General features: G+C 36.8%; 19 protein-coding genes. 3 read left to right on the forward strand and 16 right to left on the reverse strand.

The window, feature by feature from the left end:
• Positions 1-111 precede the first annotated feature (111 nt).
• From R8495_RS00840 to R8495_RS00855, 4 genes are all read right to left on the reverse strand, one after another.
• Positions 112-585 (reverse strand): PTS sugar transporter subunit IIA, encoded by a 474-nt coding sequence (locus R8495_RS00840; protein ID WP_317635677.1) that lies wholly within the window; start codon positions 583-585, stop codon positions 112-114.
• 11 nt (positions 586-596) lie between these two features.
• The gene (locus R8495_RS00845) at positions 597-2156 is read right to left on the reverse strand and encodes a PTS transporter subunit EIIC (protein ID WP_317635678.1); all 1560 of its coding nucleotides are present in this window, start codon (positions 2154-2156) and stop codon (positions 597-599) included.
• A 115-nt stretch (positions 2157-2271) separates the two neighbouring features.
• Entirely contained in the window at positions 2272-3018 is a 747-nt protein-coding gene (locus tag R8495_RS00850) for a carbohydrate deacetylase (protein WP_317635679.1), read from the reverse strand.
• A 9-nt stretch (positions 3019-3027) separates the two neighbouring features.
• Entirely contained in the window at positions 3028-4338 is a 1311-nt protein-coding gene (locus R8495_RS00855) for a family 4 glycosyl hydrolase (RefSeq protein ID WP_317635680.1), read from the reverse strand.
• Between the two features lie 175 nt (positions 4339-4513).
• On the opposite strand from R8495_RS00855, the gene R8495_RS00860 reads away from it, so the two are divergent.
• Together R8495_RS00860 and R8495_RS00865 are read left to right on the forward strand one after the other, a co-directional pair.
• On the forward strand, positions 4514-5260 hold the full coding sequence (locus tag R8495_RS00860; RefSeq protein ID WP_317635681.1) for a MurR/RpiR family transcriptional regulator: 747 nt from the start codon (positions 4514-4516) through the stop codon (positions 5258-5260).
• Positions 5261-5393: 133 nt separating this feature from the next.
• Positions 5394-5570 (forward strand): transposase, encoded by a 177-nt coding sequence (locus R8495_RS00865; RefSeq protein WP_317635682.1) that lies wholly within the window; start codon positions 5394-5396, stop codon positions 5568-5570.
• 457 nt (positions 5571-6027) lie between these two features.
• Here the strand turns inward: R8495_RS00865 and R8495_RS00870 are convergent, their stop codons facing one another.
• The 12 genes from R8495_RS00870 to R8495_RS00925 all read right to left on the reverse strand — a co-directional run bounded on the left by R8495_RS00870 (position 6028) and on the right by R8495_RS00925 (position 15786).
• Positions 6028-7410 carry a bacteriocin secretion accessory protein gene (locus R8495_RS00870; RefSeq protein ID WP_317635683.1) on the reverse strand — a complete coding sequence of 461 codons (1383 nt, stop codon included), beginning with the start codon at positions 7408-7410 and terminating at the stop codon, positions 6028-6030.
• Positions 7403-9577, reverse strand: a complete 2175-nt coding sequence (locus R8495_RS00875; protein ID WP_317635684.1) for a peptide cleavage/export ABC transporter — start codon at positions 9575-9577, stop codon at positions 7403-7405. Before R8495_RS00875 ends, R8495_RS00870 begins: the two co-directional genes overlap by 8 nt.
• Before the next feature lie 14 nt (positions 9578-9591).
• Positions 9592-10338: a response regulator transcription factor gene (locus tag R8495_RS00880; protein ID WP_317635685.1), complete on the reverse strand. Its 747-nt coding sequence runs from the start codon at positions 10336-10338 to the stop codon at positions 9592-9594.
• 3 nt (positions 10339-10341) lie between these two features.
• The gene (locus R8495_RS00885) at positions 10342-11670 is read right to left on the reverse strand and encodes a sensor histidine kinase (protein ID WP_317635686.1); all 1329 of its coding nucleotides are present in this window, start codon (positions 11668-11670) and stop codon (positions 10342-10344) included.
• A 48-nt stretch (positions 11671-11718) separates the two neighbouring features.
• Positions 11719-11841, reverse strand: a complete 123-nt coding sequence (locus R8495_RS00890; protein ID WP_317635687.1) for a hypothetical protein — start codon at positions 11839-11841, stop codon at positions 11719-11721.
• A 694-nt stretch (positions 11842-12535) separates the two neighbouring features.
• Positions 12536-12703: a class IIb bacteriocin, lactobin A/cerein 7B family gene (locus R8495_RS00895; protein WP_317635688.1), complete on the reverse strand. Its 168-nt coding sequence runs from the start codon at positions 12701-12703 to the stop codon at positions 12536-12538.
• A 21-nt stretch (positions 12704-12724) separates the two neighbouring features.
• Positions 12725-12916 carry a bacteriocin gene (locus R8495_RS00900; protein WP_317635689.1) on the reverse strand — a complete coding sequence of 64 codons (192 nt, stop codon included), beginning with the start codon at positions 12914-12916 and terminating at the stop codon, positions 12725-12727.
• Positions 12917-12955: 39 nt separating this feature from the next.
• Positions 12956-13150: a hypothetical protein gene (locus tag R8495_RS00905; RefSeq protein ID WP_317635690.1), complete on the reverse strand. Its 195-nt coding sequence runs from the start codon at positions 13148-13150 to the stop codon at positions 12956-12958.
• Between the two features lie 33 nt (positions 13151-13183).
• A complete protein-coding gene (locus R8495_RS00910) occupies positions 13184-13345 on the reverse strand; it encodes a hypothetical protein (RefSeq protein WP_317635691.1) in 162 nt (53 codons plus the stop codon).
• A 21-nt stretch (positions 13346-13366) separates the two neighbouring features.
• Positions 13367-13558 carry a bacteriocin gene (locus R8495_RS00915; RefSeq protein WP_317635689.1) on the reverse strand — a complete coding sequence of 64 codons (192 nt, stop codon included), beginning with the start codon at positions 13556-13558 and terminating at the stop codon, positions 13367-13369.
• A 313-nt stretch (positions 13559-13871) separates the two neighbouring features.
• Positions 13872-15158, reverse strand: coding sequence for a PTS sugar transporter subunit IIC (locus tag R8495_RS00920; RefSeq protein WP_317635692.1), 1287 nt, complete (start codon positions 15156-15158; stop codon positions 13872-13874).
• Positions 15159-15168: 10 nt separating this feature from the next.
• Positions 15169-15786 carry an AAA family ATPase gene (locus R8495_RS00925; protein ID WP_317636643.1) on the reverse strand — a complete coding sequence of 206 codons (618 nt, stop codon included), beginning with the start codon at positions 15784-15786 and terminating at the stop codon, positions 15169-15171.
• Between the two features lie 29 nt (positions 15787-15815).
• Between R8495_RS00925 and R8495_RS00930 the strand changes: the two genes are divergently transcribed.
• On the forward strand, positions 15816-16508 hold the full coding sequence (locus R8495_RS00930) for a MurR/RpiR family transcriptional regulator (protein ID WP_317635693.1): 693 nt from the start codon (positions 15816-15818) through the stop codon (positions 16506-16508).
• The last annotated feature ends 44 nt before the right edge of the window (positions 16509-16552 follow it).

The raw sequence follows: 16552 nt of genomic DNA on the forward strand, positions 1-16552 counted from the left end.
CGGAGAGGCGCTTTTGTTGATATTTTTTTGGTAATCTCAATTTAACATAGCAAAACTTTTTTTGCACCAAAAAACACGCAACACTCCAACATGTTACGCGTTTTTCAAATTTTACTGATAAGTGAGTTGACCAATTAAGTTGCCATGCTGCACTTTTTCTTCTGGAATTTTGGGCAAAGATTTGAGGACTTCCACGTTGGTGCAGGCAACTACAACAGTTGAAGCCTTTCCCCGCAGCTTAATCAAATCCAAATCCATTTCTGCTAAGCAAGTCGTTTCATCGACTTGATCGCCAACTTTCACTAATACGTTAAATGGCTCTCCTTGGAGTTCGACGGTGTCAAAGCCAAGATGAACCACGACTTCAAGGCCTTTTTTAGTTTTAAGACCGATCGCGTGTTTAGTGGGAAATATTGACACAACGGTGCTTACCAAGGGAGCGTAGACTTGCTTGCTGCTGGGCTCAATCCCGTAACCATCACCCATCATTTTCTGAGCAAATACTTCGTCGCTGACTTCAGTAATCGGCATTAGAGTACCGTCAACTGCGGCGAAAATTTTTTGACTTTTATTAAAACCAAACATCACGTTCTCCTTTAGTAATCTTTTGTACCCAGTCCTGCAATATAGCTGTCCAACTCATCTCTTGTGCTTTCAACACCGGGGCCAATAACAATTTGAATATTGTTCTTTTTGTTGATTACACCGGAAGACGGGAACTGTTTAATTAAGTTCAGATCAATTTTGGAAATGTCACGCACATCGATTCGTAAACGACTATAGCAATTTTCTAAATTTTGGATATTGCTGGCACCACCGAGCCCCTTAATGAGATCAGACATCTGAGCGTTAGTATCATTGGTGCTTATCACTTCAGATCCGGTGGTCTTGAGCGCTTCGTCACCCACGAGTTCTTCTTCGCGGCCGACAGTTGGAATGTTGAATTTTAAAATTAAAAACTTGAAAGCAAAATATTCAATGACCACCATCAGAATTCCAATTGGGATAATTAACCATTGGTGTCCTAAGCGCATCGGGATGGCGATACAGTACATAATCGTTTCAATAACGTTACCAACCATGATTTTAAGACCAAAAATATGGGGGATCACCAGGCCTAAACCGTAGATAATGCCGTGAGCTAACCAAAGAATTGGTGAAATAAAGAGGAACATAAATTCAATTGGTTCGGTAATGCCAGCGAGCATGGCGGTCATCACTGCGGGGATGACTAGTCCTTTGACCTTAGCCTTATTTTCAGGCTTAGCTGTTTTAATAAAAGCAAGAGCAATCCCAATTGGTAAGAAAATATAACCAAAATTAACCAGAAATCCAATTGACCAATCCATTGAATGAACCTTGCTAATATTACCGACTTCGGCGAGGAAAATATTGAGCGCGCCACTGTAAGATTTGCCAGCGATCATCGCTGTGCCGCCAAGCGGAGAATAGTAAAGTGGCATCCACAATAAATGGTGCATTCCAATTGGTAAGAGCATCCGATTGAGAAATCCATAAGCAAAAAGGCCAACAGCACCGGAAGTCCCCATTAATTTAACAGTGCTTGAAACAAGCGCATTAATTGGCGGCCAAATATAGGTGACGAGGATTGCCAAGATAATAGTGGTAAAGATTAGCAGAAGGAAAACAAATTTGGTTCCTTCATACGAGGCAAAATATTTGTGAAATTTAACTCCGCCCCAACGATTGATAAAATATCCAACTAAACATCCCAAAATGATGCCGAGAAATACTCCCATGTCGGTTACTTGAATTCCTAGAACCATCGATTGTCCAGTGCCGAAGAGGCCCTGACTGCCAGCTTTAGCCAATCGATGGGTAAAGTTAAGCCAGAAATTATTGGTATATAAGAAGATTAAATAGACGCTAATTCCTAAAATTGCCGCGTCAGTTTTGTGTTTTTTGGCAATTGCGGCCGAAATCCCGACGCAGAAAATTACTGACAATTGGCCGATAATTCCACTGGAGAGGACGGTAAAGAATAGGTTGCCGACGTCTTGAACAAATTTTGGCATTGCTTCTAATTTGAAAATGGCTGCTAGCGCAATAATGATCCCGGTGACCGCCATAAACATCACGGGCTGGATGATTGATCTTGCGAAGGTTTGCATCGCATTTTGTAATTTTTCTTTCATTGCATTTTACTCCTGTTGCACATTTAAAGAGCGAAAAAAGAGAATAGCAGTAAACATGATGAAAATTAGCAACATTTGTTCGAAGATTTGGCTAACTACTATTCTCGCTACGACCTTACAGGTCGCAATAGGTTCCTAGTTGAATCCCAGCTTGTTCAAATAGCTTAGGATAACGAGGATCTTTTAATTCTTTCATGGTATAAGTTCGATTAACGGTGAGGCTGGACCCCTCAAGGATAAAAGAATCCAAATATCCCGGATGGCACATTGCTTCAACGCTGCCAAAAGTTTCAACGTCTTCTACCAAATTGTGGATATCGTAGGGTTTCCAGATTTCTTTATCGCGGCCCAAATTATCAAAAGTTGAATAAAATCGGTTAGCAATTTTGATGTTGTCCGATTGATCGTAATTTCCCCTAACCGGCAGGTCATATTCTGCTGCGAGATCTTCAAAGACCGAGGTCAAAGGCTTAATTGTGTGAACGTGGTGATGACTGTCAAGATGATCGGGTATAATCCCGCTTGCAATAACTTTCTCAATTTGTGCTTTCCATTCTTGATAAAGTTCTTCGAGTTCAAGCGAGAAGTCTTGTTCATAGAAGCCAATTTTGTGAAAATTGCCGTCACTTTCGACGAGGCTGGGTACGTTTTTTAACACTGGTTTTTGACAAGTTAAAGTTAGATGAACGCCAACTCCTAACTTCGGATTTTCTTTTGCAAGTTTTACGGCCTGATTAAACCCAGGCATGCCAGCCATGATGGTCGTTGAAGATAGAATTCCTTGTTGAAATGATTCAATAATTCCTAAATTAATCGCGGGGCAATAGCCAAAATCATCGGCGTTAACTATTAATAATTTCATGATTGCTCCTTAGTTCAACTCAACCCAATAGTCGCCGTTGGCCTCAATTAAGTCATTTAGGGCTTTCTTGGCCACGGTTGCGTTAGGCACCGTTTGATTTAAAGTGAAGGCTTCTAAAGCCTTTTGATATGAATGTTCAAAGAAAGCGTCAACTAGCAATTTCTCTGAAGCAACTTGAGCTTCCATCAAGCCCTTATGCAGATCGGGGATGTCGTATCGTAAAGAGATTGGTTCAATTCCGCGCGCATTAACATAGCATGGAACTTCCACGACGGCATCTTGGCGTAAATTAGGAATCGCGCCCTTATTAGGGACGATTAGCATGAAACGCCCATTCTGATTGTGCAAAATTGAAATCGCAATTTGGACAATATACTGTCCATGAGATTCGCTCTCGTAATCGATCGTTTCCAGATCACGATTTTCTTTGATTTTAGCCACGGTGTCTTTGATCTTCTTCAAGCGACCGTCCATAATCTCGTTGGCGCGAGTATAGTTGGGATCTTCTTTTTCCATTGCGCGATCTTGGTAAAGATAATATTGCAAGTAATTATTGGGGAGATACTGGGGGAAAAATTCGCGCACCATATCGGCCATAACTCCGTAAGTATGAGCCCATGAGGGGTCCATTCCATCAAGCTTAAACCCTTGAGTTTTGATCTTTTCAATGATCTCGGGCAAAATATCTTTGCCGCGACTGACGTCATAGATTTCGCGATACCAGCCAAAATGATTTAAACCATAGTATTGGCAAATAAAATTGTTGCGATCGTAACCAAAAGATTCTTCCAATAATTCTTCAATTCCAATTGTCATATCGCAAGCGTTAACAATTTTAATTTTAGGAAATTGCCGCCGCACCGACTCGGCGATAATTGTTTCTGGATTGGTATAATTTAGAATCCAACAATCTGGCGCATATTTTTCGATGAATCCGACTAGCTTCAAAAAACCTTTCATTGAGCGCATGCCGTAAGAGAATCCGCCCACGCCACATGTTTCTTGACCAACAAGGCCATACTTCATCGGGATTTTTTCATCTTTTTCCCGCATCTTCATGCCGCCAACTCGAATTTGAGAAAAGACAAAGTCACATCCAGTAAAGGCAACTTGTGGATCTTCGGTGACGACTAACTTGATTTGCTCGTGGTTTTTTTCGAACAAATAGTTCATAATTATACCCATATCAGCGTTGCGTTCATGATCAATGTCATAAAGCCGAACTTCGCTGATCGGGAACTCTTTTTTAAATTTCAATGCGGTTAATAAGATTCCGGGAGTATAGCCGCTTCCGCCCCCGGCAACTGTGATTACACTCATTAATAAACCTCCAATAAATTAACTTAAGTTATCGATCTTTGCCTCTAGGATCGTTAACAAGTGTATTTAAGCATATAATCTGGGATCGATGGAAGCGGTTACTAGAAGAATGGAATTGGATTCAAATGTTGATAGTTGTTTTCAAAACCAGAAAATTATTTCAGTGGAGGCAAAGATGGAAAATTTTTTTGTACGCATTTTGAGCAAAAACAAGAATTCATTGACGAAAAATGATTATGCAATACTGCATTTATTAGATCAAAATATTAGGGAAATTCCCAAAAACAATATCAAAAAATTATCGGCGTTAGTTTTCACTTCGCCAGCTAGTATGTCACGTTTAATTAGAAAAATCGGATTTTCGAGCTTTTCCGAGTTTATTTTGCGTGTGGGGGATTATTTACAACAAAAAGATATGCCCGAATTAAATACAGTTGATTATTTGGCATCAGTGATTAATGAAATTAATGCAACACATAACTTAAATAAAAGCAGCGTTAAAGAAGTTGCTAAGCTAATAATTAATGCGCATGATCTTTATGCTTTTGGCACGGGCTGGAAACAGCATCAACTGCTCAATAATTTTTGTAATGATTTAATGCTATACGGAGAGAAATTTTATTTTTTGCGGACCAAGGATGATCTGGCTGATTTGGCTAGTTATATGGATGAGAATTCGCTCATCATGATTGTTTCAGTTTCAGGCAAAATCAAGGATTACCACGAAGCACTAGAAACTCTGAAGTTAAAAAAAGTTCAAGTTATTTCCATTACCTACCAGCAGGACTGTGATTTAGCCAAAGTTAGCCAACAGCCCTTATTTTTTACAGATAAAAATCTATCCAACGGCAGTAAGCATTGGGGCGCGCTACCATTAACGTATCTCTTTGACTTTTTATTGGAGACAATCAAAAAGATGTGAGTTGATTTAACAGCCTTGTGGCTGCTCTCTCAATTATTCTGCTCTATAATATTGAGTGTTGATCAGTAATGATCGGCGATCTTTTTTCATTTATACCAATTTTAGATTTTTGGCAAAATAAAGCATTACAACGATGAAGAAACATATGAAAGAGGTGATAAACAGCTGTCGTTATCCAGATAGTAACGGACTATTAGAGGGATTAAACGGAAAGATCAAGAAGATTAAGCAGACGAATTATGGTTTTATGGGTTGGGAGAACTTCAGATTAAGAATTTATCTGGAATGCGGCATGCTTAAGGTTAGCTAAAGGGATCTTTGAAGGGGAGTTAACGACAAAGCAAGTCTAATACCAAGCATAGACAGAAGACAGCTAAAAGGGACTGCATATTTAGCACGCCTAAAAAGTCATCAAAAGAAGCATTAAGAAGAACTGAGAAAGCAGTTAAAGAAAATAAATACAAAAACGATTTGAAAAGTAAAAAACAGCTAGACCAATTTAGATCTGGCTGGCTGGAAAATTACTCATCAACACTGGTGAACCATTTAATTCCAATTTTCAGCTTCTGTTTCTGACTAAAAATTAGTGCATTACAATTTTAATAGTTTTCACTGGTGGTACGTAGGGAGGAAATAGCTTCGGTCTATTGTGACGTTCGGGGCTTACCAATCCGCCATTTACTTTATCAAGCTCTGTTTTTTTTAAATCTATAAAGTTTTTCATATCTTTTCCTTTCTGAATGTAATGTTAACGCTTGTTTTTGGTCCTAATCGTCCAAGCCCTTGTTAAACAACCGATTTTTGTAATACGTAAAAAATGACTCTTTGCCTGTTATTACTGAACCTTGCCCTGTCATTCCATAGTGTAGTTTACCAACTTGATTTTGATCGACTTTGGCAAAAGCCTCTACCACATAATAGTTAGCTTTATTCATAATCACAGGCGCGATACTAATTTTCTTGATCTCTCCTTCCACAATAATGGGCGTTGGAACATTGCGAACGATTTTTAATCGCAGTTTCTGACCTTTTTTTACCGAAGAGATGTCGCTAGGCGCAATATAAGACCTCAGTTTTATCTTCTGCTTACTATTTAGTGCAGGATAAATTTGAGCGAGCGCCGTGCCTGTACCAACTAACTTTGTTTGTTGATCAGGATTCAAGACGTGAACAATACCCGTTGCTGGAGCTCTTACTTCCAAATTTTTAGCTTCAGCTTTGGCGCTTTTAATTTTCAGATCTATCTCGTCTTTTTTCTGATTCAAACTCAGCTTGGTCTCAGAACAATTTTTGAGCTGATCGCTTTGAAGACTAGCAATTTTCTCTTCATTAGATTCGACATTGTACTTACTGGCATCAAAATTATCTAATTCCAATTTTTGCTGCGTAGTGCTTTGAACACTACCTTTTAATTGATCAATTCGTTGTTGTAAGTTATCCAGGTATTCATTTTTATTGGCGCTTTTATCGCTATCTGTCGTTAATTCTTTATCTTTGGCAAGATAATTCTGATAAATATAGTTATACGTTGAATTGTCTGGCTTCCCTCCGTTCTTAATCGCATTAAAAATACTTTGATAAGAATTAATTTGATCGTTATAAGTCTGAAGATTGGAATTAAGATTATTGATGATCTTTGCCTTTTTTCCACTCTCTTGCGACGACTGTTCGGACACAAGGCTATTTTCTAGCGAGTACACCTGGCGTTGATTAGCATAACTTTTGAAAAGATCATTGTAGCCAAATTTACTATCCTCATTAAATAAATTTTTGTTTTGTAGAATACTCTTTTTTAATGTATCCAAATCTTTGAGCTGCTCTTGAATCAGATTACTTTGACTTTTAAGTAAATCTAGTTGTTGATTTACATCGGTTGACTGATAAGTGACCAAAACATCTTTTGCATGAACATAGTTTCCTTCATTCAAATAATTTTTTAGAATTTTATTGTTACTCATCGATTGGACTACGGGAACGGTTTTTCCCGAATTAATTTGAACAACTGATTTAATAGTAATTTCTCTTTGGCCAATCAATGAGAACATAATTACTAAGAACAATAGAATGGCCGTGGGAATAATTATCATGATCGAGAAATTATTAAAACGTTTATTATAAAATTCGCTACTTTCCAAAACTGATTTATCCATTAGTTAACTCTCCTGTCGCATTGAGCAGCTGATAATATTCGTCTTGATTATCGAAAAGTTCCTTATGAGTTCCTATTTCAACAACTTTTCCTTGTTTCATAACTACAATGTTATTAGTTTTCTTGGCGATCGATAATCGGTGAGCAATAAAGATGACCGTCTTATCTAGTTTTAATAACTTGTCGATTAGATGTGCTTCAGTAATTGCATCTAAGCCACTGGTTGACTCATCTAAAATTAAAACTTTAGCAGGTGATAGCAACGCTCGCGCAATTGTAATTCGCTGTTTTTGACCGCCAGAGAGAATATTCCCATTTTCGTCCAATTTTGTTGCATATTGCAAAGACATTTTTTCGATATCATCTTTAATTTGCGCAATTTCGCAGGCTTCTTGAATGTCTTCTAAAGTTACTCCTGGGCGATTTCCCAATCTTAAATTATCCAAAATGGTACCTGAGAAGACGTAAGGAGCCTGTGGAACATAGACAATCTGCTTTCGTAAGGTTTCCTTATCAATCTCACTAATATTGTGCTTGTTAATCGTGACTTTTCCTTTAGTTGGTTCGAAAAAATCCACCAACAATTTTACTAAAGTCGACTTTCCTGAGCCGCTCATTCCGACAATTGTTAACTTGTCGTTTTCTTTAATATCCATGTTGATATTCTTCAGCACATCTCCGCCGTAACCATACTTGTAGTACACGTCTCGCAAAGAGATCTCACCATTCAATGTATTCGCTTCTTTTAAAGGCCGATCTTCCTTAGCTTCTGATTCAACGAGATAAATTTCATTTAAACGATTGTTAGCAACCTTAGCGGTTTGTAGCTTGGGTTGAAGGTTAATGATGTTTTGAAGCGGATTGGTGAAATAGGTTAGAAGGGCATTAAAAGTCATTAGTTGTCCTACTGTTAGAACGTTTTTTACCACTAACGAAGCTCCTACCCACAAGATCAAAACTCCTAATCCCAGCTGAACAAAAAGTTTAATTGCTTGCTGCAGTTGATCAGTTTGCGTATATTTTAGATTTTTCTTCAGAAGGTCTACAAATTCGGTGTCAATTTTTTGATACGTTTGATCTTCACTCGCAAGCGATTTGATCGTTTCAATTCCATGTAAATCTTCAATAATTGAAGAATCCAAAATCGCACCACTCTCCATTTGTTCATGATTCAGCTTCTCAAAGGGTTTGTTGAAAGCCCAAATGATAATCGTGTACAGCGGCAACGCCACCAAAGTGATCAGAAACAGAGTAGAGTTTTGCACAGCCAAAACAATTCCCATAATAACAACAACGCTTAGATCTAATCCAATGGAAATGATCGAGCTGGCCAAAGCGTCAATAATTTTATTAGCATCATTGAACCTAGAGATGATGTCCCCTGTCTTACGAGTGCTAAAAAATGACATCGGTAACTTAAATACGTGCTTCACGAATCCCAAAATAATATCAATCGATAGCCTTTGACCCAAAATTGCCAGTAGAAAATTTTGCGCGTAAGAGAAAATAGCTTGAAAAATATAAGCTACAAGCAGACCGACCGCAATCACCGATAACGTCCGAGTTGTGTTGTTCGGAATATAAGTATCAATGATACTTTGTAGAAAATATGAACCCAAAATACTGATAATCGTACCCAACAAAGAAGCGATGATAATATTAATTAAGAGTTTCTTCTGTCTGAGAATAGATGGCATGAACTGAAATAACGAGTTAGATTTGTTGTCTTTAACGGGTTTATACGTGGACTTGGGCGAAAAAAATAGTGAAACTCCTGTCCACTCTTTTTTAAAAACATCGTATGACATTTTAGTCACTTTAACACTTGGATCTGGATCAGCAACCAATATGTAATCCTTTTTTGCAGCTAAAATCACATAATAATGAAGTAGTCCCCCTTCTTTAACAACATGTGCCACAAAGGGGTAAGGTATATCGTCCATCGAGAAGATACTCATGTCAGCCTGGATTGCCGTTACTTCCAGGTCGAAGTGTTCAGCCGCCTTCTTAAGACCTAGAGCAGTAGTTCCTTCGTTAGTAGTTTTAGTATAAGTTCTCAGCTTTGCTAAAGAAAAATCTGATCCATAGTTCTTAAGGATCATGGCAAGAGAAGCAACACCACAATCTTCCTCATCAACTTGTGGGACGTAAATATTTTTAGGGTTCATGGGATTTTTATTCCTTATTTCTTTAAAATCTTAGCTAGTTCGCGTGCTTTTCTAAAAGAAGCATATGCGGTACTTCCATCTCTAAAATACAATTCTCGTTTAGAATTATCAAAGCTTTCTAACATATCTAAATTGACCAAATAACTTTTGTCACATCTGAAAAACATCGGATACTTTTTTTCAAGATCGCTTAAGTTCCCATGAAAATCAGCATTTTTTGTGACAGTCCGGACTGATACTCGACCTGAATTAGCTGGTAAATCAGCAGTGGTTAAGTAAACCAAATCAGCGATGGGGATAGAGAAATAATGACTACCGATCCGATAGATGAAAAGATTTTCTTTTTTATATTTCTCAGATTTAATTAATTCTTCAGTCTTTAACATATCAGCCATAATACTTTGCTTAATGTAATCAGCTCCATATTCTTTGGAAATATAGTTAAGAGGTGCGACTTTGCGTTCTAAAGTTAGAAGTGAAAGTTCATTATGAGTAGTTATGAAAACAATTTGTGCACCAGGTAGTTGTTTACGAATCAAAACAGCAGTTTGCAAGCCAATTTCTTTGATCCCATTAATTTCCATATCCAGAAAAAATAATCCTTGGTGTTCTTGTTCAATGGAATTCAATAAAATTTCAGGGTCGTCGGTTGCACAGATCAATTCCATTGCGAGATCATTAATCATAATTGAGTTTTTGACCGCATTGGCATAAGCTTTTTGTTGTTCTAAATTATCTTCTAAGATATAAATTGGGTACATTCATTATTCTCCCGTCGTAATTATTAAGGTATTTTTTAAAATTCCATCTTTAAAATTATTATCCAAAAGCAAAGATTTATTTTTGTTCACGAGTTCTCTAACGTTAGCTAAACCAAATCCAGTGTGATCAATTTTAGTTGTATAACCATCTTGGAATAGTTGGTCAATATTTTTAAGCTTTGAAGCCTTATTAGAAACCACGATTTCAATTAAATCACCTGAATTAATAAACGCACATTCAACTTCCTTTTCTTTTTCTTCAGCAGAATGCTCAATGGCGTTATCAAGTAAAATTCCTAAAATTCTAACTATTGGTAAAATATCAGTATTCATGATATTTATTTGATCATCAATTCCAATTTGCAGATCAACTTCCACTCTTTGTGCAGCAAAGAATTTTTGGATAATTAAACCTTTGAGTGGATCATTTTTAAGATTGTCAATGTGGCTGATGGAAATTCTCTTTAAATCATTACTGATGGGTCTTTGCTTCACTAATTCCTCATAGTACTCTTTGAATTGCTGCTGATGGTCATTTTTGGTAAACTCCCCCAGCGCCAAAAGCATGTTGTTGTAGTCATGCTTGAAATGCCGAATACTTTGATATTGGTGTTCGATATTGGTTAAATACTCCTTTAACTGCTGGTTCTGAACAATTTGCATCTCTGCATCTTTTTTGTAGCTGTAAGATTCAATGAAAGCAAAAAGTTCAATTAAGGTAAATCCGATAAAGATGAAAAATATGAGCATTAAAGGAATCTGAATTAAGGCAGTTATCTGTGCCATTTGACTGATTAGTAAAATTGTCACAATTGATATAACTAAAAAGAGAAAAATACGAAATACAATTTGACTTATTTCCAAATCCGTATTTTTTTCTTGTAAATTACTATAAATTTCTGACTTTTTTAAAGTAATAGCTGATACAACAGTTATTATGATATATAAAATAATGTAGAAATATGCACCAACATCATTTGATATATTAATGATGTTATATTTTCTGAGCATGAAGCGACCAAAAGTTTCAATTCCATCAGATATCATTATTGATAAATAAGAGAGAACGATTGCGAATAATCTACGATTCAAAAACTCGTAATTTAGCTGATGATGTCTCATCTTTTGATAGACTATTGTGCTAAGAACCCAAATTATCAAATTAAAACTTTGAAAAAAAACTCCAATTATTCCGATAACGAGGGCAACAAAAATATCACCCATAATAGTTTGTCTTTTAGAATCTTCTTTTAAAAAGTTAGTGACGAAGACTATCAAAAAGCAAATAGTTATGTTGTCAACAAAATTTGTTTGAACACTTATCAATGTCAAATTTTAGCCCCTTAAGATAATTAGTATTCTTTAAAATTTAAAACAAATTTATTTAAACCACTTCCACCACCAAAGTCCACTCCAGGATTGATTTTTTGATGAAGCAAGAAGGTTTAAGCCACTTCCCCCTTGAATGTCTTCCAATTGTTTATCTGTCAAATAGTTTAACATTTTAATTTTCTCCTTTTTCCCTTGTTCAGGGATTAATTTGTTTATGACATTGATTTTAACAGCCAAATCCCGCAACAAACCAAATTATATTTAACGTTCATTTTCTCCTTTTTAACGTAATCTATAATTTCCCTTTAAAGGACCAGTCGAATATGTCATTATTTCAAATAAGAAAAAGTCTATTCCGTCAATGCCAGAGCGCTACACACCATCAGAATTGGATTCCGTTTTCTGCGATTCTCGCACTAGTTCCACCTCCTTAGTCAATGAGTTTTGTTATTGTTCAGTCCTTCATCATCAATTTGATGACTACTATGACCTCTGCTGACTTCTGCATCACTGCTTAGTTGATTCTGTGAACTGCTACTACGCTAATAACCAGAACATGTGGTGCAGGTCTCCCCAGGTAAGAGATACCGTGTTTCTGTTGGCAAGACCTTCATGATTCCAAATATATTGGACTTCAGCTTGTAGAGCAGCCTTATAGTCACTTTGCGGTTCTCTAGAGCAGTACTTTGCTTTACGCTTCCAATTCACCCAGAACACCCTTGCGATCCTCTTGGGGTTCCGACTATTGCGGCCCTCAGTGGACTTGCACCACTCAGATATCACCCATGCCAGGCACACCTCGAAAAAAAGCAACCCCCAATATATAACAGGGTTGCCTTTTATGTTATTAAACAATTTATATGATTTAACCTTTACGATGTCTCTTTTTAGCGATGTCCGCGCCAATTCTATATCCAATTACAAACAAAGAACAAAATAAAGCAGGTGCAATCCCACCATTTGTATTGCTTAATTCATCGTTGGACATACTTTGAAACTTATTAAGTTTCACTAATTTATCATCTTGTTTCATTTGTTATCTCCTTACACTTTACTATCTATTGATCCAATATCCTATACCTATACCACCGCCTATAGCTAGAGCGCCCCAACCAATTGCGGCTTTTGAAATCGCAACTCCACCTATAATAAGCGGGATGACACCGCCGTCCACTTGCTCCAAATTACCGTCTGACAAGTTTGTAAAACTATTTAATCCTTTTGACTCTAATGTTACTGAATTCATTTTTTCCTCTTTCTTTTTATAGATTTTTAATTCGATAAATTAAAAATCTAATTTATATAAGTTTGTTGTAGTGTATAATAAAAATAAAGCCACAAAAATCAATTGATTGTTTTCTATGAACGGATTCGCTTGAACCATATGAATGTCTGATAAAATAGGCCACACAGCAACAAAAGCAAATATTATCCACATAACAATTTTAATAACTAATTTAATTATCAGTTCTTGTTTCATATTCTCTTCATCCTCATAAAAATTCTACCATTTTTAGCGACGTCTCTTTTTAGCGATGTCCGCGCCAATTCTGTATCCAATTGAAAATAAAGCACAAAATAAAACAGCTGTAATCCCACCATTTGTATTGCTTAATTCATCGTTGGACATACTTTGAAACTTATTAAGTTTCACTAATTTATCATCTTGTTTCATTTGTTATCTCCTTACACTTTACTATCTATTGATCCAATATCCTATACCTATACCACCGCCTATAGCTAGAGCGCCCCAACCAATTGCGGCTTTTGAAATCGCAACTCCACCTATAATAAGTGGGATGACACCGCCGTCCACTTGCTCCAAATTACCGTCTGACAAGTTTGTGAAACTATTTAATCCTTTTGACTCTAATGTTACTGAATTCATTTTTTCCTCTTTCTTTTTAAAAAATTTTCAAAACTTATAAATCAATTAATTGAATTTATGTATCTATCTTACAAGCTAAACGAGACTAAAAATCAGATTTTTTTTAATGTCAATTTTTGAACTTTTAACGTAAGTGGTTCTGGAGAGTAACTAGTAATAACGGCGGTTCACGCCGTATTGTCAAGCAATGTGGGAAAAATTTAATTTCACGCTCTTATTATTTAAGATAAAGTATTTCATTATAAATTGTGATGCATCTAGTATACGAATTTTAGAAAATTCCAACAAAAAAACAGCCTTGCGGCTGCTCAGATTATTCTTCGTTAGTTTTTAGTAATTGCTCTTTTTCGAAAGCTCTAAAGAAAGGGAGATAAATCACAATACTGACGATTACTAAGAAGAAAGAAAAAACTGTATTACGCCAATCTAAACTTGATAAGTATAGTTGGGCAAAGAAAGGAGTAAATGACGGATCTACGATGTAACCATTTGTAATCAAGTGAAGTTTTTCAGCCCAATAAGTTAGGGTCAGCGAAACTCCTGGAGTGATTAGAAAGGGGATTGCAAGAATCGGGTTAAAGACAATGGGAAGACCGAAGATCACCGGTTCATTGATTCCGCAACATCCGGGAATAATGGAAATTCGGCCTAAAAGTTTGAGCTTGGGGACTTTGCTGAACATCATGAGAATTACTAAGCCTAGAGTATTTCCCGCGCCCCCGAGAATTGAAATCCGAAACATCTGTAGGTTCATAGCGTGAGTCATTGCAGCGCCATTTGTGAATTGCTGGGCATTATACCCAGTTTGTGAAACACCGATACTAAAAAGAATCGGAAAAATAATCGACGATCCATTGATTCCAAAGAGCCAAAGGATTTGACCAAGGGTAACGATTAAAATAAATCCCCCGAGACTGCCGGCGACATCGATGCCTGGGGTCAGGACATCCATGATAACTTTAGGGAAATTATTTTTAAAGGTTGCGATAAAGATCAAATTGATCCCATAGAAGATGATAATATTAGTTAATAGGGGTAGAAGAGAATTTATGAAGGTTCCAACCATCGGCGGAACCGCACCCGGTAAAGAAATCTTAATCTCACTGATTTCAACAACCCGACAGATTTCAACCGTCAAAAGTCCTAGGATAATAGCGACGAAAAGGCCGTCAGTTCCCAAGTAATCTAACTTGATTGAGCTGTTTTTGACCTCAGTACAAACTAGTAAATAGGTGATCATGGCGATTAATCCATCTGTGGGAGCGTCTAACTTATATTCTTTGGCTAGTGAATAGCCAATCCCAAAAGCAGATAATAAACCAACGATGCCAAAGGTTAGATTGTAAGGTGCAGTAATCGTGCGATAGTTGGCAACCGCCCAATGCTTCCAGCTTGCTAAAAAGCGGAGAAAGAAATTGGCTTTTGAAGCGTTATAACGTGCTAAATCGATTGGAGGGTTGGCGATGATTAGAAATATTGCGCCGATTACCATAAAGGGGAGACTAAAAAACATGCCTGAAGAAACTGCTTTTAAGTGACGCTCATTGCCGATTTTAGCAATGATGCCATCAAATTTTTCAATCAGGTTTTCTTTGCGCATTCAATCCCTCCTAAACTTGCCAGGAACTGAATGGAAATGCGCTCGGAATTGTTTTTGTTGGCTCGTATGTCTTTAATAGTTCTCGATATTCTTCTTGATAACTATTATCGACTTTTGCGCGAGGGCAGATTTTACTGGCCTCCTCTAAAAAATGTTCAGAGCCGCGTCCCATTTCTTTGCCGCGGACGGTATGCTTGTCTAGGGCAAAGTCTGGAATTTCAGGGACGTAACCCATTGCAAATTTTTTAATGATTATATTTTTAAGTAAATCAGATGAACGATCTTTAACTGATTGACATAAGTAGCGAATCGCGTGGATGAACATCATTGCTCGATCGGTGTCGTCATATGGAAAGTTCTGACGCATTTGATTTAACGAATTAATTAGTGGTGCTGCTTCAGCGTTTCCCATGCCGATATCCTCGACTGAGATTGCCTGGAGCCGACGCCACAATTTTTCTTCCATTTGAGGAGAAGTGATGTACATTTCATAGCCGAATTCACAAGCAGCTCGTTCGTCACCACGGCGAATGCTCTTTTGCAAAGCAGAAATTACTTCATCTCCATGAAGACCGTTACGGGTTACAGTACGTGCCCACGGATCTTCAATAAATTTTTGACTCATAATAATCTCCTTATTCAAACGAAGGTGCTAATATGGATATTGAAAGTATCAGCGAAAAATATCAATTATCAACAAATGAAACTAATGTTTTAAAATATCTTAATCAAAACAAAGATAAATCAAATTTAAATATTCGGGAAGTTGCTAAAGCAACTTATACCTCACCAGCTTCAATTATTGCAATGTGCAAGAAAATGGGGTTATCAGGATATAGTGAGCTAATATATTATTTGGTGCGGGCAAAAAATTTAACTTTTTCGCTTCACCAAAACGACGTTATTAAACAATACGGTGCGGAGTTTAGTTCGCTAATTTATAAGCATCGAAATGATAATTTCATGATAATTAGTGCAGGATTGTCTAATAATATTGCTAAATATATGTCTGATTATTTTAACTTACATAATTTTCGCGCAACTACCAATGGTTATTTAGAGTACCTCCGCCCAGATTGGAAAAATAAAACTTTGCTTTTTATTGTTTCAAACTCAGGAGAAACTAGGTCAATAGTCGAATTGTTGGAGATGGCTAATCAAAACAAAATTGATAATATAGTTTTTACCGGAGACTCTGCTTCAATTTTAGCTAAAAATGCTAAACTTTCAATCAGCAGTGATACTCATTCGGCATATTCTTATCAAGAGTACTATCCGCAATTGTTTTTTGGAACAACTTTAAATACTTTTGAGCTACTCATGAGTCATACTCTTACAAACTGGGAATAATAATTCCCAGAAATTATTCTAACTGACTTGAGGCAATTTCAAAA

This window comes from Xylocopilactobacillus apicola (genome assembly GCF_033095985.1).
GTDB lineage: Bacteria > Bacillota > Bacilli > Lactobacillales > Lactobacillaceae > Xylocopilactobacillus > Xylocopilactobacillus apicola.